General features: G+C 38.6%; 16 protein-coding genes. 2 read left to right on the forward strand and 14 right to left on the reverse strand.

The genetic code is table 11. The features are described 5' to 3' along the window. Positions 1-12 precede the first annotated feature (12 nt). The 3 genes from BIW53_RS03445 to BIW53_RS03455 form a co-directional block, all read right to left on the reverse strand. Positions 13-1,257 (reverse strand): HlyD family secretion protein, encoded by a 1,245-nt coding sequence (locus BIW53_RS03445; RefSeq protein ID WP_070990420.1) that lies wholly within the window; start codon positions 1,255-1,257, stop codon positions 13-15. 199 nt (positions 1,258-1,456) lie between these two features. Then, positions 1,457-2,818: a bifunctional UDP-N-acetylglucosamine diphosphorylase/glucosamine-1-phosphate N-acetyltransferase GlmU gene (gene glmU / locus BIW53_RS03450; protein WP_070990421.1), complete on the reverse strand. Its 1,362-nt coding sequence runs from the start codon at positions 2,816-2,818 to the stop codon at positions 1,457-1,459. A 234-nt stretch (positions 2,819-3,052) separates the two neighbouring features. Further along, positions 3,053-3,739 (reverse strand): helix-turn-helix transcriptional regulator, encoded by a 687-nt coding sequence (locus BIW53_RS03455; RefSeq protein ID WP_070990422.1) that lies wholly within the window; start codon positions 3,737-3,739, stop codon positions 3,053-3,055. 180 nt (positions 3,740-3,919) lie between these two features. Here BIW53_RS03455 and BIW53_RS03460 point away from each other — a divergent pair, with 180 nt between their 5' ends. Beyond that, positions 3,920-4,861 (forward strand): hypothetical protein, encoded by a 942-nt coding sequence (locus tag BIW53_RS03460; protein ID WP_070990423.1) that lies wholly within the window; start codon positions 3,920-3,922, stop codon positions 4,859-4,861. Here BIW53_RS03460 and BIW53_RS20650 read toward each other — a convergent pair. The 5 genes from BIW53_RS20650 to BIW53_RS03480 all read right to left on the reverse strand — a co-directional run bounded on the left by BIW53_RS20650 (position 4,773) and on the right by BIW53_RS03480 (position 11,225). Beyond that, entirely contained in the window at positions 4,773-5,318 is a 546-nt protein-coding gene (locus BIW53_RS20650; protein ID WP_139158771.1) for a hypothetical protein, read from the reverse strand. The genes BIW53_RS03460 and BIW53_RS20650 overlap by 89 nt on opposite strands. Before the next feature lie 48 nt (positions 5,319-5,366). Next, positions 5,367-5,501: a hypothetical protein gene (locus tag BIW53_RS21185; RefSeq protein ID WP_281179858.1), complete on the reverse strand. Its 135-nt coding sequence runs from the start codon at positions 5,499-5,501 to the stop codon at positions 5,367-5,369. Between the two features lie 469 nt (positions 5,502-5,970). After that, positions 5,971-8,106, reverse strand: coding sequence for a winged helix-turn-helix domain-containing protein (locus BIW53_RS03470; RefSeq protein WP_084228056.1), 2,136 nt, complete (start codon positions 8,104-8,106; stop codon positions 5,971-5,973). Between the two features lie 463 nt (positions 8,107-8,569). Then, positions 8,570-9,868, reverse strand: coding sequence for a sensor histidine kinase (locus BIW53_RS03475; RefSeq protein WP_070990426.1), 1,299 nt, complete (start codon positions 9,866-9,868; stop codon positions 8,570-8,572). After that, on the reverse strand, positions 9,861-11,225 hold the full coding sequence (locus BIW53_RS03480; protein WP_070990427.1) for a sigma-54-dependent transcriptional regulator: 1,365 nt from the start codon (positions 11,223-11,225) through the stop codon (positions 9,861-9,863). Before BIW53_RS03480 ends, BIW53_RS03475 begins: the two co-directional genes overlap by 8 nt. A 408-nt stretch (positions 11,226-11,633) precedes the next feature. On the opposite strand from BIW53_RS03480, the gene BIW53_RS03485 reads away from it, so the two are divergent. Further along, positions 11,634-12,164, forward strand: coding sequence for a winged helix-turn-helix domain-containing protein (locus BIW53_RS03485; RefSeq protein WP_070990428.1), 531 nt, complete (start codon positions 11,634-11,636; stop codon positions 12,162-12,164). Between the two features lie 45 nt (positions 12,165-12,209). On the opposite strand, the gene BIW53_RS03490 is transcribed toward BIW53_RS03485, so the two are convergent. The 6 genes from BIW53_RS03490 to BIW53_RS03515 form a co-directional block, all read right to left on the reverse strand. Then, a complete protein-coding gene (locus BIW53_RS03490) occupies positions 12,210-14,639 on the reverse strand; it encodes an ABC transporter permease (RefSeq protein ID WP_070990429.1) in 2,430 nt (809 codons plus the stop codon). After that, on the reverse strand, positions 14,636-15,343 hold the full coding sequence (locus tag BIW53_RS03495) for an ABC transporter ATP-binding protein (protein ID WP_070990430.1): 708 nt from the start codon (positions 15,341-15,343) through the stop codon (positions 14,636-14,638). Before BIW53_RS03495 ends, BIW53_RS03490 begins: the two co-directional genes overlap by 4 nt. 13 nt (positions 15,344-15,356) lie before the next feature. Next, complete coding sequence (locus tag BIW53_RS03500; protein ID WP_070990431.1) at positions 15,357-16,607, reverse strand: HlyD family secretion protein; 1,251 nt, start codon at positions 16,605-16,607, stop codon at positions 15,357-15,359. Between the two features lie 460 nt (positions 16,608-17,067). Next, positions 17,068-19,002, reverse strand: coding sequence for an asparagine synthase (glutamine-hydrolyzing) (gene asnB, locus BIW53_RS03505; protein WP_070990432.1), 1,935 nt, complete (start codon positions 19,000-19,002; stop codon positions 17,068-17,070). A gap of 10 nt (positions 19,003-19,012) precedes the next feature. After that, complete coding sequence (locus BIW53_RS03510) at positions 19,013-20,800, reverse strand: ABC transporter ATP-binding protein (protein ID WP_070990433.1); 1,788 nt, start codon at positions 20,798-20,800, stop codon at positions 19,013-19,015. Positions 20,801-20,878: 78 nt separating this feature from the next. Continuing rightward, positions 20,879-21,721 carry an MbnB/TglH/ChrH family RiPP precursor modification enzyme gene (locus BIW53_RS03515; protein WP_084228057.1) on the reverse strand — a complete coding sequence of 281 codons (843 nt, stop codon included), beginning with the start codon at positions 21,719-21,721 and terminating at the stop codon, positions 20,879-20,881. Positions 21,722-21,725 lie beyond the last annotated feature (4 nt).

The following is a 21,725-nucleotide window of genomic DNA, read 5'->3' on the forward strand; positions in this document are numbered from 1 at the left end:
CATTTATACAGCTTATAGCTGACCTTGAATGCTGAATATTGGATCGAATAACCACCTTAGTAACGATCGTTCTTCGATGATAATGTCGGCGTCCAACGTCATACCTGGACGTAATGCAGACGCTTTGCCATAAGCCTGTACTTCTTGATTATCAAGCGCTACCACAACTCGATACGCTGGGGCTGAGATAATGCCCGGCGTGTTGGTTTCATCAGGAAAAATAACGCTTTGGCTTACTTCAATCACTGTGCCGTCATAAACACCAAACTTTTCATATGGGAAGGCGTGATATCGTAATCGTGTTTTTTGTCCTTCATTAATAAAACCAAACGCTGACGTAGGTACAAAAATAACGGCCTGCATTTGACTGTTCTCAGGCAAAACAGTAAGAAGGTTTTGTCCTTCCATTACATTCTTACCTACCTTCGCCATTAAACCGCTGACAATACCTGATTTTGGTGCCCTAAGCTCTCCCAAACGCTGTTGCTCAACGGACGATAAACGAATTTGTAAGTCTGCTTTTTGCGATTGTAACTGAGACAAATGATTGCTTTGTTCTAGGGGAAGCTTCTCGAGTTGATTATTGAGTTGCTCTATCTGGCTTAATAACGACAAACGTTCGGATTGAATACTAGAGGCTTGTTGTTTTAGAGATAGTAAAGTATCGCGCTGTCTTTGCAGCTCCAACTCTGAAATGTAGCCACTGCCTTTGAGGGTACTGATCTGTGACACCATGGTTTCATTCAGCTTCAGCCTTTCAGTAAAAGTTTGAGATTGTTGCTCAAGCTCAGCCAAACGCGCTTTTGCCGTTGCTTTTTGCTGTTCAAGTTCAGTCATTGCCAGAGAGTTTTGTCTTTTTTGGTGCAACAATTGTTGTTCCAGACTCTGCAACTGAAAACTGTATTGGTTCAACAACGCCTGATTCAACTCAACAGCATGTTTACTGTGTTTAGCTGAAGCAATGCGTAAAATGGGTGCACCTTTGGCAACATACTCACCCTCATTAACCAAAATTTCTGAAATAACACCTGTTTGCGGTGCTTTAAGTCTTAGTATTCCAGTATTAGGCTCGACGACACCACTGACACGCTCTTTACGCGTATATTGGCCTATTGATAGAAAAACAATACTGATCACAACCACTGTGAATATTAAAATAGTCAGTGTTTTGAATAGTGGCGGTTGTACGAGTGAAACTGCCCCGTCTAGTCGATGCCGCTTGTGTTCCATTACTTCTTTGCGGAATAAATTTTCCATAACTCTACTTCGGTAATATTATTGTTAATATTTTTTCAATTAAGTTGACAATGTATCATGGCAAGTAACAAAAAGGAACTTGACCACCCAGTTACCAATTCAGCTACATCCTTTGGTATATCTAGCGCAGAGCAAAGCTAAGAAGCCACATAAATCATCATGCTGGTGTGTATACAAAAGTCATACACACCAATAGGGATTAGGACTTTTTCACAGGTCTTTGCCAGCCTGATAAATTACGCTGCTTAGCGCGAGCGATAGCTAGCTGTTCATCAGCGACAGCTGATGTGATGACCGAGCCCGCTCCAACGGTGGCGGTATCACCAATCGTTACAGGTGCCACAAGCGCTGTATTTGAACCAATAAAAGCGTTATTACCGATTACTGTTTTCGACTTATTTACGCCATCGTAGTTACAGGTAATCGTGCCAGCACCAATATTTACTTTTTCGCCAATGTCGGCATCGCCTAAATACGTAAGGTGATTCGCCTTGGAACCCTTACCCAAACGGGTTTTCTTCATCTCAACGAAATTACCTACGTGAGAATCCTCTTCCATCACAGCCCCAGGCCGCAATCTTGCGAATGGCCCCAGTGTACATTTGTCCCCGACTTTTGCGTCTTCAATTAACGTGTTTGCTTTAATCACCACACCATTGCCAATCACGCAATTTTTCAGCACACAATTAGGCCCAATTACCACGTCATCGCCAATTTCAACTGACCCTTCAAAGATCACGTTAACATCAATCTGTACATCCTGACCTGTTGTCACTATTCCGCGTACATCAATACGGCTAGGGTCGGCTAAACTGGCACCGTTCAACATCAACGACTCTGCTTGCCAAGCCTGGTAAGCACGCTCAATCCCTGCCAGTTGTACACGGTTATTCGCCCCTTCAACTTCCATCGCATCATCAGGTTGAGCGGAGGCGATCTCCACACCATCATTGTGAGCCATCGCCACAATATCCGTTAGGTAATATTCGCCTTGTGCATTGTCGTTCGATAACGCATCAAGCCATTTTTTTAACAGCTGCCCATTTACAGCCATAATACCGGTATTGATTTCTTTAATATCGAGCTGCTGTGCCGTTGCGTCTTTTTGTTCAACAATACCAACTAACTTGCCATTTTCACGCAGCATACGTCCATACCCGTTGGGGTTGTCTAAAGTTACGGTCAATACGGCCATACCATTAGCAGGTGTCACTGCGAGTAAGCGTTGCAACGTTTCTGTTTTAGTCAGTGGCACATCACCATACAAAATAAGTACTTTGTCTTGGTCATCAATATGTTCCTTTGCTACAGCAACAGCATGACCAGTACCGAGTTGCTCTTTTTGTAAAACCCAATTTACTTCATTGTGGGACAACGCAGTTTGTAGTTGTTCTTTACCATGTCCATAAACCAAATTGATGTTTTTCGAACCTAAAGCAGCAGCATTATCAATGACATGCTGCACCATTGGTCGGCCTGCAACAGGATGAAGAACCTTTGGTAGCTTTGAACGCATGCGAGTACCCTTGCCCGCGGCTAATATAATTGTAGTGAGTGACATCGAAATAGAATCCCATATTAAGTATTGAAGGCGCTTTTGTGCCCAAGCATTTATGCCCTTATTCTAACTGAAATTATCAGCATTATGAAAAGTTCCGCATCTAACTTATATATTCTATTTCACGCCAAGGCATATTCATTACCTCACTGACGAATCTATCAACCAAGCTTTGTTTTTGGTTGTATAAACAGCGGCATTAATTCAATAATATTGCTGTTAATGGCCTATCTGACCTTAAATCAAGTTTTTCACAAGGCATTTTACAATAGCCTGCTGGCGGTTTGCGCTGTCTGTCTTGACAATACAATTTGATAAGTGGAAGTTAACTGTTCTCTCTGAGATACCTAATATTTGGCTTATCTCCCAAGATGTTTTGCCCTCACACGCCCAAACCAGACAGTCCTTTTCTCTTTTTGTAATGTTAACACTACCTGTTCTACAGCGAATCGCCGCATTTAGTAGATACGGAGACAGTATCGTCCAGTACCAATCTATCATTTCAATGCTACCAAACGTTTCTACAGTTTCAGGTATATCAAATATGATCCCACCAGCTATTCCTGCAACCCCTCTTAACGGCAGCAGATACAACCCACAACAGCTATCTTTATATTCGATAACCTGTGACAGAGGTTTGATTCTTAAACCATTCTTACAGTGAAGATAGCCATCATCTGAATCTAGAGACTTCGCCAGTTCTTTATCTATTTCACCAAAATAGTTAAGTTGATATGACTGGGCAGATAGAGGGTTGTAATCTAAAACACCCAGTACGTTATAACCACACTCTAATGCCTCTTTCTTTAAGATTGAGGTTAAATCTTGTGTATCACTGGCTTTTTCAAAATCAGCCATGAGTACATTTATTTTATTAAAGTTAACAAGCGAGACATTTTCATTTGCCATTTTTAGCTCTTTCATTTCAAACCCCGTTATTTTGTTAATTGCGAATTCAATCAAGGAGTGAAACGATTCTGTCCCATTAAAAACATAGCGTCAAATTTATAAAATCAAAAATAAAAACATAAAAAACAACAATTTAGCACTGATTGTTATCTTCCATTAAGCTTCCGTTTTAATTGATAACAATAGCTTCAAATTGTGCAAAAAACACAAAAGCTTATCAAAATATTCACCCGAACCAGCAGAGCGGTCTCGATATTAAGATACATCGACAATATTGCTAAATTGGCCCATGTGGGCCTGACTCCCATCAACGCAGAGGTTTACTTTGTCGCAGAGGTTTACTTTGTCGCAGAGGTTTACTTTGTCGCAGAGGTTTACTTTGTCGCAGAGGTTTACTTTGTCGCAGAGGTTTACTTTGTCGCAGAGGTTTACTTTGTCGCAGAGGTTTACTTTGTCGCAGAGGTTTACTTTGTCGCAGAGGTTTACTTTGTCGCAGAGGTTTACTTTGTCGCAGAGGTTTACTTTGTCGCAGAGGTTTACTTTGTCGCAGAGGTTTACTTTGTCGCAGAGGTTTACTTTGTCGCAGAGGTTTACTTTGTCGCAGAGGTTTACTTTGTCGCAGAGGTTTACTTTAGTGCAGAGGTTTACTTTAGTGCAGAGGTTTACTTTAGTGCAGAGGTTTACTTTAGTGCAGAGGTTTACTTTAGTGCAGAGGTTTACTTTAGTGCAGAGGTTTACTTTAGTGCAGAGGTTTACTTTAGTGCAGAGGTTTACTTTAGTGCAGAGGTTTACTTTAGTGCAGAGGTTTACTTTAGTGCAGAGGTTTACTTTAGTGCAGAGGTTTACTTTAGTGCAGAGGTTTACTTTAGTGCAGAGGTTTACTTTAGTGCAGAGGTTTACTTTAGTGCAGAGGTTTACTTTAGTGCAGAGGTTTACTTTAGTGCAGAGGTTTACTTTAGTGCAGAGGTTTACTTTAGTGCAGAGGTTTACTTTAGTGCAGAGGTTTACTTTAGTGCAGAGGTTAAATCAAAAAAAAGGGCCAAAGCAGCTACTGTGCACAAGGCCTCTCATTTGTTGACAAAGTCACTTGTGACTCATTTTGATACCACACTTTGTTACTATAATCAGCTTCACTGAGTTTAACAGATAAGAGTACCTGATTGTCGTGAACACCGTTAACCGTAACGCGCTTCTTGACACCATTTAGGCATGTCCATAATTGTTCAGGACTAGACATGCCTTGAAATGCTACTCCTTCTACCAGCAATATACCCATTGATGTATTGCTGCTGACTTTTGCTAGGATATCCCCAGAGTTGTAACTTCCTCCCTGCTCAGAGGCTCTGCGAACGTAATCAACAAATCCTTCTTGATTAACGTTCAATTGCTTTAGAGTCTCTTTGTCTAGCTCAGTGAGGTATTTTAAAATAACATCACCTTTTTGAACCGTATTACCCGGCTCAAACACACTCTCAACGACAACCCCTGCCTCTCTGGCATAATAATACTCTGTTGTTGGAGCTTGAAATGTCAGCTTTCCCACCAAAGTAGTCATCATTAATGGCGCTATTAACAATCCATTTATTTCAATCAAAAATCTAATTCCCAATCGTCTTTAATGCCGCATTTTTGCTTCACATGACTAATCCGCATATGATGTTGTTGGATTAACAGTGTCTGTATTTGTACCACCCGCTATTTTCTTTGTTTGCTGAGTGTTCAATGTTTCGTTATTTACCAGCTTCTTTAGTTTTTTAGTTTTAAGTTTCAAAAACATTTTGTTTTCCTTCTTATTGTTTAAATGTAAGTGCTCAATCCACAGTGCCATTCATCTGGCCCGCTTTGCTTGATAACTACATTACCCAAACAAGACAAAAACAAGAAATTATAAAACCTTATTTATTAACCTGTAATACATTGTTATATATACTTTTATTTTAAATACAAAAGTGTTTTCAAGTCATAATATTTGACGCATCGTTCCTTATGAGATAAAAATCAAAACTGATATAGAAATACCTACGATAGAAATACTATTGCTATATTTTCACGAAGAAATCGCCTAAATTCACTCGACAGGCGATTTATTAATACCACTTCATCGAAAGTCGACATTTGCATTAGATCAAATAACACCAAAAGAATGCACTACAAGGAACTCATAGCAGGTTGAGAGCGAAGAATAAGAAAAGAAACTTTAATGAAGAGCTATTGTTGATATCAATAGCTCTGTGTGGGTAGTCAAATTAGTCTAGAACTTTGACTTTTAATAGCTGATTTTGTCTCACTTCCAAAATATCCAGTAGTAACTGGCCGGAGGTTTCTGAGATACGTAGATTTTGAATAACAAATTTTGATGCATCAACGGAGTAAATCTCCGTAAGAGGTTCTTCTGCATAAAAGTCCACTCGGTAAATACTCTTACCATCCGAGTGATAGTAAAGACCGTTGCCAATAGCTTCAGAATGTTTATATAACGCTTTGGGCAAATTGACAGTTGCTGACACTTCACCTTTTTTAGCATCGTAAAGTAGCACTTTGTCATCTGATGACAGAGTGACATACTGGTATTCATTAAGTTGACCCACCCAGCGTAAGTTAACCATTGGTAATTTAGTTTCTTTGCTATCTTCTAGTGAATAAATATAAGCTCGGCTTCTCACTTTTTGCTCATCAAGTACTACATACCCTATGCGATTATTAAGTAAAAACTCTGACGATATGATGATTCCATCTACCACTACAGATGCAATAAGAGACAAAGACCCATAATCATATACTTCTATCTTATTTTGATATTGAACTAATAGTTGATCTTGTTCCTTGTCGTAACTTATCCCAGTATATTGTCCGTCTGGTAAGCCCAGCTGCGATACCTGTCCATCACTGCTAATTTTCTTGATTGCCAGTTTATTGCCGAGTCGTCTTAATAAGATGGTGTGATCTTGCACATCTAGGGCAAATACATCTTCGTAAGGGCTCTTAATTTTTTCTGTTAGTTGGTCTGTTGTTGGATCATAGGTATAGATGTCTTGTAAGAATGGATAGCTTACCGTTAAAAACTCATTCAGCCCGACAGACTGATAGCTTGCATAGTTAATATTACCTAGCAATTTAGTGACATTTGATAGTTTATTTTCAGTGAGAGAATACCCATAGACTTTGCTTTCAACTGTATCGAGCCAAACCAACATATTTTTCGAGCGATCATAGTTAAGGGCCCAAATTCTATTTTCCGCTTCGTACAGCTTAACCTGATTGCCACCATCTAAGTCGGTCATATACAGCTCACTGGTATCGAACTGCAAACGTTCAAATATGATGGTTTCCTTCTCTGGGATATATGCCAACAAATTATCACCGTAAGAGTTCAAGTTAGGTGATGTGATTTGATACTCTTCACCGGAAACCAAGTCCCGGCTAGTCAATGCTGCCAACTCATCTTTATTTCTATATCCGCGTTTAGAATATATAAAGTGAGTATTATCAACACCAATTCCAGATAACCCAGCAGGTTCACATGGGAAAAGGTACTCACTGCTTGAGTTAAAATCAGCATTTAAGCGCCAAACTTGGCAAGTATCTTCTTTAACAATACGATAATAAACTGTACTTGAGTCAACTGACCATCCAACTGGGAAATAGTTAACCTGCTCTTCGCCTAAGCGCTTTTCGTAGCCAGTATTCAGATCCTTAACAACCAGCGTATAGTTTTCCCCATCACTAGGAATAAATGCGAAAAGCAACTGACGTTTGTCTGGAGATAAGTTAAGTAAGGTATAACGCCCCTCTATCCAAGACAAAACACTTTCTTCAATAGGCTTTTCTATCACATCGGGAGCCGATTCTACTGAAGGGGTAAATTGACTACCAATTAACATCAGGGCTAAAGCCCCAGCAATGAAAGTTACAGCTTTTATGCTTTTAGCTCGCTTACCTTGCCCTGTATTTTTAATTGCGCTGTTAATGTGATTTTGTGTAAATGGAATGTCTGGAGAAGTGTGCTGGGTTTCGGTAGATAGTTGGTCATGATAAATAATGATAGGCTCGAAAACGAAGCTATATCCTTTTCGATAATGTGTTTTTAACACTAAGCCCCTTTGCTTATCCGATTTCAGTATTTTTCGCAGTTCAGAAATAGCGCGGTTTATGGCGTTATCATCGACATAATTTTGGCACCAAACATCGTCAACCAGGTTTTGACGAGTGATTACTTGGTCATTGTTGATAATAAAATAAGAAAGTAACTTAAATAATAAAGGTTCAAGTTCTCTTTCAACTTCTCCATCTGAAAGGGTTTGGGTTTTGGGATCAAACACCCAAGCCCCAAAATGAACTTCTTTTACTTTCCTTGAAAAACTAACTTCATTCATTGTCGCCATTTAAACATCGTTTTTTATTGGAGTTATTATAATGCTGTCATTTACAATCCAGCTTCTGAAACCGATAACAATAGTGTTTAAAAGCAGGCCGCTTTAATCGTTATTTCGAAACTATAATTGTACACGTCGTGAAGCCAATTGATATTCAATATATTAATTTTTTTATTATTTCAGATAGCCGAACAGGTATCAAGCAAGCTAAATGGCCAAAAAAGGCGAAATTGAACGCAATAGTTATCAATAACACACTTAAGTCACCATAAGCAAATTCACTATCCCAGAACTAATAGTTTGTATTTACGCTTGGATTGAACCAATCTTAGTTGAAGCGATACCTTATCAAGTACGTTTGAATCGTTCTTTTCATGATAGTGGTCATTACCAACTTGAGCAGCGGCGAGTAATACTCAAATAAACCGACACATATGAAGAACGGGTGTGTAACAAGTAAAGCTTCTAGTCATCAGCCCTTATGAGGTGAGCTTGGATGGTGTAGAGGCAATGTTATTCTTGCAATTGCTCCTTTTTCATTCTTGCGGTTTTTGATATGTAACTCTCCTTGTTGACTTTCAATTAAGGACCGACATAACTCTAAACCGAGGCCTTGCCCATTTTCTTTGGTACTATAAAATGGCGTTTGGATATTTTCGAGATTTTGAATGCCACAGCCTCTATCTGCGACCTCGATAAACACTTGATTTGATTTTGTAAAGCACCTGAGCACAACTAACTGTTCAGCTTCACTTGCTTCAAAGGCATTTTTTATCAAATTGATCAATGTTTGTTCTAACAATGCAGGATCTGACACAAATTCTATCAAGTCACCGTCAAGAACCAACTTTCCTTCTGGAAATAACACCTTAATTCGTTGGTATACATTCTTTATGCTAGTAAGTCTGTAATTAGGTTCAGGCCTTTTGCTGCACTGCACGTAAGCATTTATAAATGATTGTAGGCCCACCGCTCTCTTATGGATAATACTTAATATTTTCTGACCGCCTGGAGTTAAGGGTTCGTTTTCCGAGAGTGACAAACTTAAGGATTGAATTGGTGTGAGCGAGTTACCTATTTCATGCTTAATGACCCGAATTAGCTTTTGCCACGCTTCCGTTTGTGTTTTTCTAATCGTAGAGTGTTGGTCGATAAAAATTAACAACTCGTGAGCCTTACCATCATGATAAAGCTTACTGTGCCTAATCAACCAGCGTTTATTTATATCAAAATCAGTGAACTCCCACGTCTCACCCACTCTATGCAAACCAAAGCGATCTGCTAACTTTTTTTGCTGTAACTGCCATGCGTATCCAGTGAAGTTTGAAAACGCGCCGTTTGCTCGAATCAACTGGCTTTTTTCGTTGAGTATAAGCATAGGTAGGTCTAACTCTTCCAACAAGTCGTAAATAATTAACTTACTCTGATCATAGCGTGTATGAGCCAAATGGATCTCTTTACTGAGATTGATTAGCTTATCTTGAATATCGAAGCCTAATCCGTGCTCAAATCGCCGTCTTACTCTGCGGCGATGATCACCGTTGATGATTGCATCAAGATGCCCGTTAATACCGATATAAAACCCAAGCAACCTGCTGTACTGAACCATAGCTACATAGCTAAATAGCATAGTAAATGGCAACATCATCAAAATGCTCAACACTAACTGAGAAGTTAATAACCAGAAAATAATCATACAGGCAAGACTTAGAAGGCCTACCCAGCAGCCTAATACCACAAATACGATACGTTCCAAAGACATTTTAGCCATATTTGATTTGATACTTTTCCATTCTTCTATATAGAGCACTAGTACTCAACCCTAGAATTTTCGCAGCCTCTGCCGTGCAGCCTCTGGTTTCTTCAAGCGACCTGATAATAAGAGTACATTCCGCTTCTGCTAAAGTTGTTAACGGGCAGCTCTCGATCTGAGCCGATGTAGGCACGATATTTAAAACGTCACTGTCGATAGTTTCGGACGAGCAAAGTAATACCGCCCGCTCCATAACATGGCTAAGCTCTCTAACATTGCCTGACCAGTAGTACCCCTCCAAAGCCCGATTTGCACTAGCAGTAATTTTAGGTGTCGGTCGGTTATATTTTTTGCTGTGTAAATTGACGAAATGTGTGGCTAATAAGCTAATATCTTCTCGTCGCTCTCTTAGCGGAGGCATGGTTATTTCGAATGTATTTATACGATAATATAAATCTTCACGAAATTTTCTTTGCTCTATCAAGTCTCTCAATTCAGCATTAGTTGCACAGATAAGGCGAACATTTGCAAGCTGCGTATTGCTACTTCCGACAGCTTCATACTCTCCACTTTCCAATACACGTAACAGTTTGCTCTGCTGCATCGCTGTCATATTAGCTATTTCATCGAGAAACAAGGTGCCCTCATGAGCAATAGAGAATCTACCGATACGATCTGACTTCGCGTCCGTAAAAGCACCTCGAACATGACCAAACATTTCGCTTTCAAACAAGTCAACAGGGATCGCCCCCATATTCACAGAAACAAGGTTTTTGTCGCATCGAGATGACTGAGTATATATGTATTTTGCTAGAGAGCTTTTTCCGGTGCCATTTTCTCCAAGAATGAGCACTGATGCATCTGTTTGACTGATCCTTTCAACTTGCATCATCACTTTTCTCATTGCAGGGGAACGCCAAAGCACTTCCGAATTAGACTGTTCTGCAAGTTGCTGTACCAAACCTTGCCTTGATTTTTCCAAGTTTTGTAGCTTTATTTGCTGTTCTATAATTTGAAAAAGTCGCTGATTTTGCCAAGGCTTTTCTATAAAGTCGGCAGCGCCAAGTTTCATTGATTCAACAATTAACTCCGTATTCGACCACGCAGTCATAACAACAATAGCTCGGTTGGGGTTGCTCGCACGTAATTTTTTTAGTAGTGCCAAACCGTCGCAGCCAGATGTAGTGTCGGATGTATAATTCATATCCATTAACACCAGTTCTGGATTACACGCCTGATCTTCGATAAGACCTTGCTCTACAGTCTGTGCATAACTGACTTTATATCCTTTTTTGCTCAAAATATATTCGAGCGAAAGGCAAATATCCAACTTATCGTCCAACACTAAAATATGAGGAGAAGAAGATGACTGCATATTAAGAGTCCTCGCGCTTAGCAAAGTTTAAGTATTCATTGGTAAATGACCTTCCCTCTCGCATTTTAACTTAATAATGTGTTCGATTAAAAGCTGTTTATTTCTTATTTTTAGTTCATATGAAATTTATCAACACTCGTTAACTTTGTTTTTAGTTTTTAGGTTTTAGTAATACTCATTTTTAAAAATCAAAATTAATCAGCTAAAAATCGAACAGGCCATAACCGAACAAAATTAACACAATACTCCACGCATTAAAGTGAGACGAAGCTGTAAAAACAACTTTACAACAAATGTAACCAAAAATTATTTATAGTTCCATTTTATCGAACAAACATTTAATATTGCAGGGCTTTAACAACACAAAAATAAAAACAGTATTGAACTATCATTTAAATGGATTGAAAAATGAAAAATATGATTAGTAACACCGACTCTTTCACGAGAGATATAAAAATTGGAAGTTTATTAAAAGAACAACCCGGAGTTACCAATGAAGAACAAAAAAAACAATTTGAAAGTCAAAAATTCAGAAGTGGAGTTTATAAACTAAACGAAATTTACATTGACTTTGATACAAACTCTTTAACAGATTCTTATGGTAGAAACATTCGGATTGAGCCTTTAATAATGGACTTGCTCGCTTACATGATGAAAAATACAGGTTCATATCTTAGTGTTAGTGATCTTATGCAGCATGTCTGGTCTGGTAGAATAGTTTCAGACAATGCTGTTAGAGTTGCAGTAAAGAAACTTAGAGATGCAATGGGTGATAACCCAAAACTTCCCCGGTTTATAAAAACATCACCAAATAGGGGCTACACAATAATCGCCCAACCAATTGAAATAAAAAGAAATAAATTCTATAGCTTATCAATTAAGCGCAAAATAAGAACCTCTAATATTGGAAGATTTGTTTCAACCTTTATCTTCAGGTAACCATATTATTTTAGCTCTGAGAAAAACCTCAGAGCTAAACCATTTCTAATCATCATTCCGCAATGAATATATTGGACTTCTATTCGCTACGCCGTTCAATGAAATTATCGATATAAAAACAGATAGCAGAAGCGTTATTAACATTGCTGTAAACGCAGGTAAAAAATCAATATTAAAGTTTACAAAATCTAATTCCTTTCTTAAACCCTCAAATAGAGATATTAAAATCACGCTTACAGACCCACCCCAATATATTGCTTTACTGTTATCTTTTAAAACATCTTTGACTATATGAAAAGGGTTTGCTCCAATCGCCATCCTAACACCCAGTTCATACTGTCGCATTTTAACGTTATAACTAAGAATTCCATAAAGCCCTATAGAAGCCAATAACAAAGTCAGCATAGATATTGAAATTGTAATTATCGCAGTTGCAACATCCCTTTTTAGTATTCTATAGTGTAAGTCATCCATGGAATAATATAAAAACACTCTAAACTTACTATCATAGTCTCTAACTCTATTTATTATTGACTGCTTACTTATTTGCACCCCTTCTTTCTTCTTAAAAACAAACGTTAGCTTTTCTAGTTCTGATGGAATATATAGTACTTCTTCAAAAGAATTACTAGATGGATTATTAATATCAGCTAAAACAGTGGTTATTTTATAAGTCACTCCATTGTATATTAATGACTTGTTTATTGCGGACAATTCATCTTCATATAACACTTTTGCTAAAGTCTGACTTATCATTACCACTTTATCGTTGTTTCTAACTTCCATTTCTGTAAATTGACGACCCGCAATTATTTTTTGAGAAAAAACTTGTTGTAGAGCACTGTCTGAAATTACTACATTTGTACGGACAAAATCTCTTGGTCTATCGGGGTGCGTGACTGAGCGCGTCATGCGAGGTGATAGAGGCGTAGCACTAATAATCGAAACGGCTTCCACTTCAGGCATAGCTTCGATTGCTTTTTTCAGTTCCTTTGCTTGCTGGCTTATTGAAAGATCGGTTAGATCTTTATTGCCTGTAGTGACGGTAAAATAGTAAGTATCTTCAGTATTAATGCCTAATGGTTGCGAAATTTTAGCTGATGCGACGAACATTAAAGAAAAATTTGCTGCAAGTAACACAATTGCCAAGGTAATTTGACTTGCGGCTAAAGCGACACGTAACCGAGATGAAATTTGTAGACCAGACCCTTTTCCACTTGATTGAAGCATACTACTCAGTCCTCGATAATCGACGGCAAGAGAAGCTGTACCTGCGAAGATAAAAGAAAGCGTGATGCCACAAATAAGCATAAATATGGTCGATGGCAAATTAAGGCTCATTTCATCTAATCTCGGTAACTGTCCAGCCGCATTTTGTTGCAACAGATATATGCCACAACAAGCAACTGCTATCGCCAATAATAAAGCTCCGGCTGTTAAGCACATAGATTCAGCTAACATTGCTCTAAAAATATGCTGCTTTTGAGCTCCAAGAGCTGCTTGAATAGCCAATTGGCGGCGTTTCTCAACTATTCTTGACAAGAACAAGTTTGTTGCATTTGCCACAGCAATAAGTAATAGCGCGAGAACACCTGCAAAAAATAACGCGCTTGTTGTTTCACTATCACCAATGATGGCTTGCTCAAAGGTTAATAGTCTTGCCTGTAAGCTCACGTCTTTCCAATACTCAGAGCCTTGAGTATTGCGTCGGAAACCAGAATCAGAGAGGCTTGTTAGCTCATGTTGTGCTTGTTGTTGTTTCAAAGACGACTTTAGCTTTCCAACAAACTGAATATGAGGCAAGAAATCATCCCAACTGGTGCGGCTCTCCTCACGAATCGTATTATAATCCCAAGGTAAATATATTAAGCTTTCAGATCTAAAGTCCGTTAGTTGAGGTTGTTGAAAATCTGCAGAAAGTACCCCTACAACGACGAACTGAATATCTTCAACTGCTAGTGTTTTTCCAAGTACATCATGCTCACGATTAAAAAATGTTTGCCATGCTTTATCGGTGAGAATTACTGACGGCTTATATTGATTAACCCCTTCAGACTCATTAAAAGCACGGCCAAACTGCATCGATGCCGTTGTAATATTGAAATAACTCGGTGTCACATAGCTGGCGTTGATTCGGGGCATGCTACTTATGCTAGTGATTTGTGTTACATCACTTGAGATAAGCGCTTTTTCGTCAAAAGAGTTACTTTTCTTATACCATTCCACTAAGCTTGGGTAACTTTGAAAACCTTCACTATCTACTTCATGATTTTTGACCCTTATGTGATTTGCAACCACTAAGCGCTCATGATCATTGTAAACAAGCGGTTTAACAAATACTAAATAATTTAAATTAAAGGCAGTAACTAATGCTCCCAGCGTAATTCCTAACGTTAGAATAATCGTAAAGCAAAATGCTGGAACTTTTAGTAGGCTGAAAAAACTACTTTTTAGTTCATGCAAAAAATAATTCACACAGCCTCCATCACATTTTGCTTCTGCTCTACAATCTCACCATCCAAAAGGTGAAGCTGACGGTGTGCCATATCTGCATATCGAGCATCGTGAGTAACCATACAGATAGTCGTTCCATCTTTATTTAGTTGTTCAAGCATATCCATTACTACATCACCATTTTTACTATCCAGGTTTCCTGTTGGCTCATCAACAAGGAGAATAGCTGGATCGGCAATTAGTGCTCGGGCAATAGCAACTCGTTGCTGTTGACCACCGGATAATTGGTTAGGTTTATGGTCAACTCTGTGGCCTAGATCCACTCTGTTAAGGCACTTAATAGCTCTATCACGCGCTTCATTTAAAGGAACAGGGGGGGTTTGATACTTAAGTGGTAATGCAACATTATCAACCACGCTTAATTCATCAATTAAATTAAATTGCTGAAATACAAACCCTATCTTTCTATTTCGAATTGTTGCCGCTTCAGTTAGCGTCAAATTGCTTACGTCTTCGTTTTCAATAAGATACTGCCCACTAGAAGGAGGAGCCAATAAGCCAAGTAATGATAATAGTGTGGACTTACCGCACCCAGACGGTCCTGAAATAGAGATATAATCACCTTCGTATATGTCGAAGCTAATATCTTTTAAGGCATGTGTTTCCATTTCTCCGGTATAAAAAATCTTGGAGATATTTTTCATTTTTATTTTTAACTTTTCCATTTATGATGGCCTTTTATTGTTTGATTACAATAGATTCTGTACTTGCAAGCGCAGATGTATCAGAAATAATGTATGTCTCACCAACATTGACATTTGATAGTATTTGAATATATCTACCACTTTCCGCACCAAAGGTGATTTCTTTCGCTGAAGCGTGATTGAGTTCCTCTGACACTAGGTATAACTTACCTATTGAATTAGGCTGAATATTTGCTGGACGCTCAATAAAGAAAGTGTCTGGTATCGACTCAATTTCAATCGTGCCGTCAATACTGAGCTCAGGACGAATATTGTCTGGTAAGTCCCCTTCCATTTTTATTTCTACGCTCACAGTACCATCTGTCACAACAGGGTCGATGCGAGCAACTTTTCCATGTATGATCTCTTTGCGTGTATTGATTTTTGCCTTTTGCCCTAGCTTGATTAAATCAGCCTGTGTTTGGGGAACCTTAATTATCCCCACTAAGTTTTCAGTGCCTGAAATAAGAGCTAATTGAGCGCCTGAAGAGACAGTTTGGCCCAAAGTGACGAAAGATTGCTGAAGAACCCCGGTCATGCCAGCTGTAATTGTAAGATTATCAAGTTTATCTTTTGCTATTCGTAAGTTGCTTTCAGCTTGCTTAATCATCTCTTTTTGCATGTTGATAGACTCAGTGTGAATCAACTTCAACTGTTCAATTTGATCTTTATATATGGCCAACACCTTTCTCATTTGCTGAGCTTTAATATCACTTTCGGCAAAACTCAACTTTGATACAATCCCCTTAGTTGATAGATCCGATTGCGCCTGAAAATTTATATTAGATAACTCGTAATTGGCTTCCAGCTCTGTAAACTTAACCTTCTCTGTCATAATTTCTCTTTTTTGTGACAGCTCAATTTGCTTTAACGTCGCATACTCTTTCGCCAATTCTTGACGAGCGATCAATACATTTTCTTCTATTTCTGGGTTGCTTAATTTTAAAATGACGCTATCTGGCTTAACACTTGCTCCAGGCTTAAGAAAAACCTTCTCAACGGTCGCTTGCGAACGAGATGTGATGAGTTTTTGATCGTTCGACTTAAACTCCCCATAACCGTCAACGTTCACAATAAACTCTCCTTTTTGTATATTCGAAAATAAACTTTCTTTGCGGAGAATTTCGGGACGTTCATCAATCGCAACGAGCAACCAACCTAGCGTTAAAACGATGAGGAAAACTATCGATATAGACCACTTGTATGTTGCGTTTTTCTTTTTTGAATTCTTTATCATTACATCCATTTTTTCACTTCTCGTGTTACCTATAGAAAAGGAACCAACCTAAATAATGCACATAACGCGCCAATATTTAAACCATTGTTTTTTAATAACTTTATTGTTTTCATCTCACTCTCTTTTCCGATTTTGAAGTCCATTTTCGAAAGGTTTTGTGATTTCGAAACGCTTTTATTCATGTCACCAATGAAAAACATCGATACAAATTTAAAAGCTAAGTAGGTAATGCACTTTGCTGGGACAATGAGCTATGTGGCCTGGTAAGTTTTCACAAATCCGAGTGGACGATGACGCTGATTTACGTCAATTGATAGTTAGCTGCAACCCCTAACATGCATTGGATACTCAAACTCCACCAATCTAATAATGGAGAAGTTAAAACAGCACGGTCATACCTATCAGCAATATGAAGGTCATAACGCGCAGCCTAACCTCTCCAACTGATAAGTATGGGTGACCTAACGAGTTACTGGGCTATCTGAGAAGTCTTAGGTTTAAAACCAACTTCCGATGCAGGCTTAATCGCTGCAATATTGTCGTTCACACGTAAAGATCGCTGACCGGCTGCAAAGCTTTCAGTCAAGTGAACTAATCGAGCCATTCTCATTACTATGCTAAAATGAGCAGGGTGTGATGTTTGTTGTTTAGCTAACTTATCAACGATAGTCATAACTTCTTTGTGATCCCATAGGTTTGAATTACGGGCTGTATGGGAGTCCAGTTTATCTCTTGCCCACGCAAGAGTGTTTGGATTGTAAAAGTAATTTTTCGTGTCAATAAATCCAATTTTATTTTTTTTCAATCGCACACTGTCTGGTAATTTGCCCGCCATTGCATGACGTAATAAGCGCTTAGTGTAACCGTGCTTTAGTTTACTATCTGACGGTAATGAAAATAAAAATGTAACAAGTCGCCAATCCAGAAATGGTGTTCTCGCCTCCACACCATGTGCCATAGACGCATAATCAAACGCACGTAATATATTTTGTAAAAAACCATAGTGTACATCATGATATAGCGCTGTATTTAGATAATCGAAATGGTCAGGGTACCACTCCTGATCATGTGTGTAACTATTCGGATTATGCTTGGCTGAAAAGCGCCCCTTGAAGGCACCTCTAAGGAATCTTTTAGTATTTTGCCATCCGTCCCAAGGTTTTAATGAGTCAATGTTCAAGCTCATATTGCGACTCAATACAGACAAATCAAAAATTTTAGCTAAATTAGGAACACCTGAAAAAGCATCATCCAGTGCAGGTGCAATATGATAAGCATACCCCGCCATCAACTCGTCCATTCCATGGCCATCCAATGACACAACCCTAGATTGCTGACGCATACTCCTATAAAGCAAATAAGGCCCTTCCGAAGCGGGATCGATATTTTCATAACAAATAGTAAGTTTCTCTAACATATCAGCATCCTGATATGGACTAGAATTCACCTCTGTCAACACTGCACCAGCTCTATGGCAGACTTCTTTAGCTAAATCGGTTTCATCTAACAAACCCTGTTTGTTTATAACAAAACCATCCAAAGGTTTCTTATCATCACCAAGAACATCTCTGGCTGTTAACATGATACTACTAGAATCCATCCCCCCACTAATCGGGATACCATATTTAGTATCTGTACTTAATCTAAGCCGTACAGAATCCGTCATGAGTTCTTGTAATTGCTCTACTTGTTCTTCGAAAGTATTCGGAGCTTCGGGTAAATGTAGTAATGTGTTCCACCAGCGCTTCATACTTATATCGCCAGAACTATCCACTTCCAAATAATGCCCTGCTGGTATCCGTTTTGCCTTACTAAATAAAGTTTGACTTAATTCATTTGCTTGACCAACAAACGCACTGTTAATGAGTTCTACATTTTGCTGTAGATCCGCATCTGGCAGTAAAGCAAAAGCTTTTAATTCAGAAGCAAAGGCAAACTGAGCACTATCTCTATAATATAAACAAGACTTGATAGCAAACCGGTCAATACAAATACGCAACTTGCCTTCAAAACTATCCCAAAGAGCCATAGCCCACATGCCATTGAAGCGCTTAAAACATTCCACACCCCACTGAGCATACGCATACAAAGCAACTTCAGTATCAGAGTCAGAAAAAAAGTGAAAACCCATTTCCTCTAATTCACTTCTTAACTCTCGATAGTTGTAGATTTCTCCGTTGAAGCTAATTGCATAACGATCTTGAAAAGTCATTGGTTGGGCACCATTTTGACTTAAATCATGGATTGATAGACGGCGATGCCCTAACCCTAAATTATGCTTACCATCTATAAAAATATCTCCGCTATCGGGTCCTCTATGTAGCAATGCATCGTTAAACTTCGTTAACCCTACAGGGTCAATAGGCTTGCCATCAAAGCGCCAAATACCAGTAATACCACACATCAGTTTCTCCTTACACTTCTTCGGCTAGATTTTGTTTTATATTAAAAATTTTCCTAAATTCAGGGCTGGTTTCTATGAGGCTATCTAAACTGCCTTCATTTACCACTTTGCCTTGGTCAATCATGAATATTCTATTTGCCTTACTAATTGTCTCTAGGCTATGAGTAATGATTATCACAGTGTTATCATCTGATATTTCATCTATTGATTTGAGAATTTCATACTCCGATTCAACATCTAGGTTAGATGTCACTTCATCGAGTATGAAAATTGGTGAGTTTTTCAAAAATAAGCGTGCAACTGATAGGCGCTGTTTCTGACCAGAACTCAATTGATGGCCGTCTTGGCCAATAACGGTATCTACACCTTCAGGTAAGTTGTCGATAAAGGATGTGCAGTTAGCTTTATCTAATGCTTGATAAACATCGTCAGGTGTTGCATCAGGGTTGACCATGCGAACATTTTCGAAAATTGACGTATTAAAGAAAAATGCATTAGCAACGGCCGTATTAACGTGTTGGCTAATCAGCTCAGCGGAAGCATCATTAATGATTAAGTTTCCGATTCTAATTTCGCCTTGTTGAACCGGTAACATACCAGATAAGAGCAGGGCCAAAGTTGATTTTCCAGCACCATTACCTCCAACAAAAGCAACTCGCTCTCCTTTGGCAATGGACATGGATAAGCCTTCAAGTACGGGCTGTTTCGCATTCTCTGTGTAGCTAAACCCCACGTTATCGAAACAGATATACTCTTGGTCGGTGCTTACTTTTGTGCTGACTTCCATTTGATGATTCCCTAATCGACTTTCAGGCGTCATATCGAGAACTTTGTATAGCCGTCTTAAACTAACCACACCACTAGATATATCTAGAACAGTGTGTGATAAAAAGCCGATTGGTTGATAAAGTCGCTGGGTAAATACAGTAAAAGCAACCAGTGTTCCTATTGTTAATTCTTCTTGTATTAACTGCTGTCCAGCGAAGTAATAGACAAAAACAATCCCTAGTCCAGAAAGAGCAGAAAAGGAGACACGGTTTGTTTGAAACAGCATAGAGATCGCAATACGAGACTTACGCAAATTATTTGCAATATTGGAGAATTGTTTAGATTGGTTATCTCCGATGCCATTCAACCTGGAAAACATAAAACCATTCACAGAAAAGTCTTCGGAAATTTTTGAGTTTAACTGATCCCCAAAATGAAATGACTCTGCTGACTTTTTGTTAATTTCTTTGGTGACGAAGTAGAGGATCACAAAGTATACAGGCACTGTTAAGATCGAAATCAGCGTAAGCTTCCAGTTCATATAGAACATAAATGATGCGGCTAGAATCAGCGTAATGACATTGGTGATAATAGATGGAATAGTTCTAGCCAAAGCAACCTGAATATTTAACAAGTCACTGTTAAACCTTGAAAGCAGCTCCCCTCTCTCTACTTTGGAAAAAAAAGACAAAGGTAATCTTTGTATGTGTTGATATAAATGACACCTTATATCAAAACAGAATCCGGAACCAAACCGACTAATAAAAAGCTCCTCAGCTAACCCCGACAACATTGATAAGGCCAATATGCCAATTGAAATAATAATTAATGTTGTTAGCTCTTGTAGATCTTTATTGGGGATAGCCGAGTCAATAATTTCTCTATAAATTAAAGGAGGAAATAGATTCATCAAGACGGATAATGCCACACAAAAAATAGCCATCATGACAGAATATTTATACGGTATAAGAAAGGTACAAAGACGCTTAAACAAAGACAAATTGCCTTCTTTATATTGGGCTGCTTTCATGGGTTCTGCTTATTGAATTAGTAAATAGGTAGGGCGAGCATTAAATAAATTAATGCTTGCCTACAATTAGTTTGGGAATTATCGAGGTGTAATTGTGTTCAAAAGATCTTTGCTCATTCTTACCTCTGATAACAATTCATTGAAATCAGGGTAATTATCATCTCTCTCAATTAATGCACCTTTGATAGGCATAAATGGAATTAGCCGTTCGAACAATTGCCACACTTGATTAGGAATAGCTTCAGAATGTGAATCTATTAACTTACCATGATGCCATATCCCGCCAGCTAGGTGGGCTTGCACTACAGTATTGAGTGGTAACTGTTTAGCTCGCTCAAGTGCATCGAAGCCGAAATTTACGCTGTTAGTATAAAGATTCGTAACATCAAGCAACATACCACAGCCCGTTTTATCAACAAGTTGATGTAAAAACTCTTCTTCACTCATTGTTGAGCCTGGGATCTCTAATGTTTTAGTAATATTCTCGATAACAAAAGGGATTCCAAGAGTATCTTGGACCATATTAATATTGTCGATTGTATATTTTAGCGTAACCTCACTGTACTGAATTGGTGACAAGTGACCAAGATCAATACCAGGACATTCTGTCGTTGCCAGATGATCGCTGTAATAAGGTGCGTTAAGTATATCTACAACCTCTTTCACATTAGACAAAAATGTTTTTGAGACTTTACGTGCTGACCCAACAGATAAAGATACACCATGAGGGATAATGGTAAACTTCTCCGCCATTTCCGCTAATGAATCGATAGTGCGCGCTGGGGCACCGATATACTTTTCAGTGATAATTTCCAAAAAATCAATTTCACTTTCATTTGCTAAAATATCATCATGGATCTGGTATCTATAACCTAGGCCAGCGCCTAAAAAAGGTAGTGACTCTATTGCTTTACTGATCATGAAT

Source organism: Pseudoalteromonas byunsanensis (assembly GCF_001854475.1).
Taxonomy (GTDB): domain Bacteria; phylum Pseudomonadota; class Gammaproteobacteria; order Enterobacterales; family Alteromonadaceae; genus Pseudoalteromonas; species Pseudoalteromonas byunsanensis.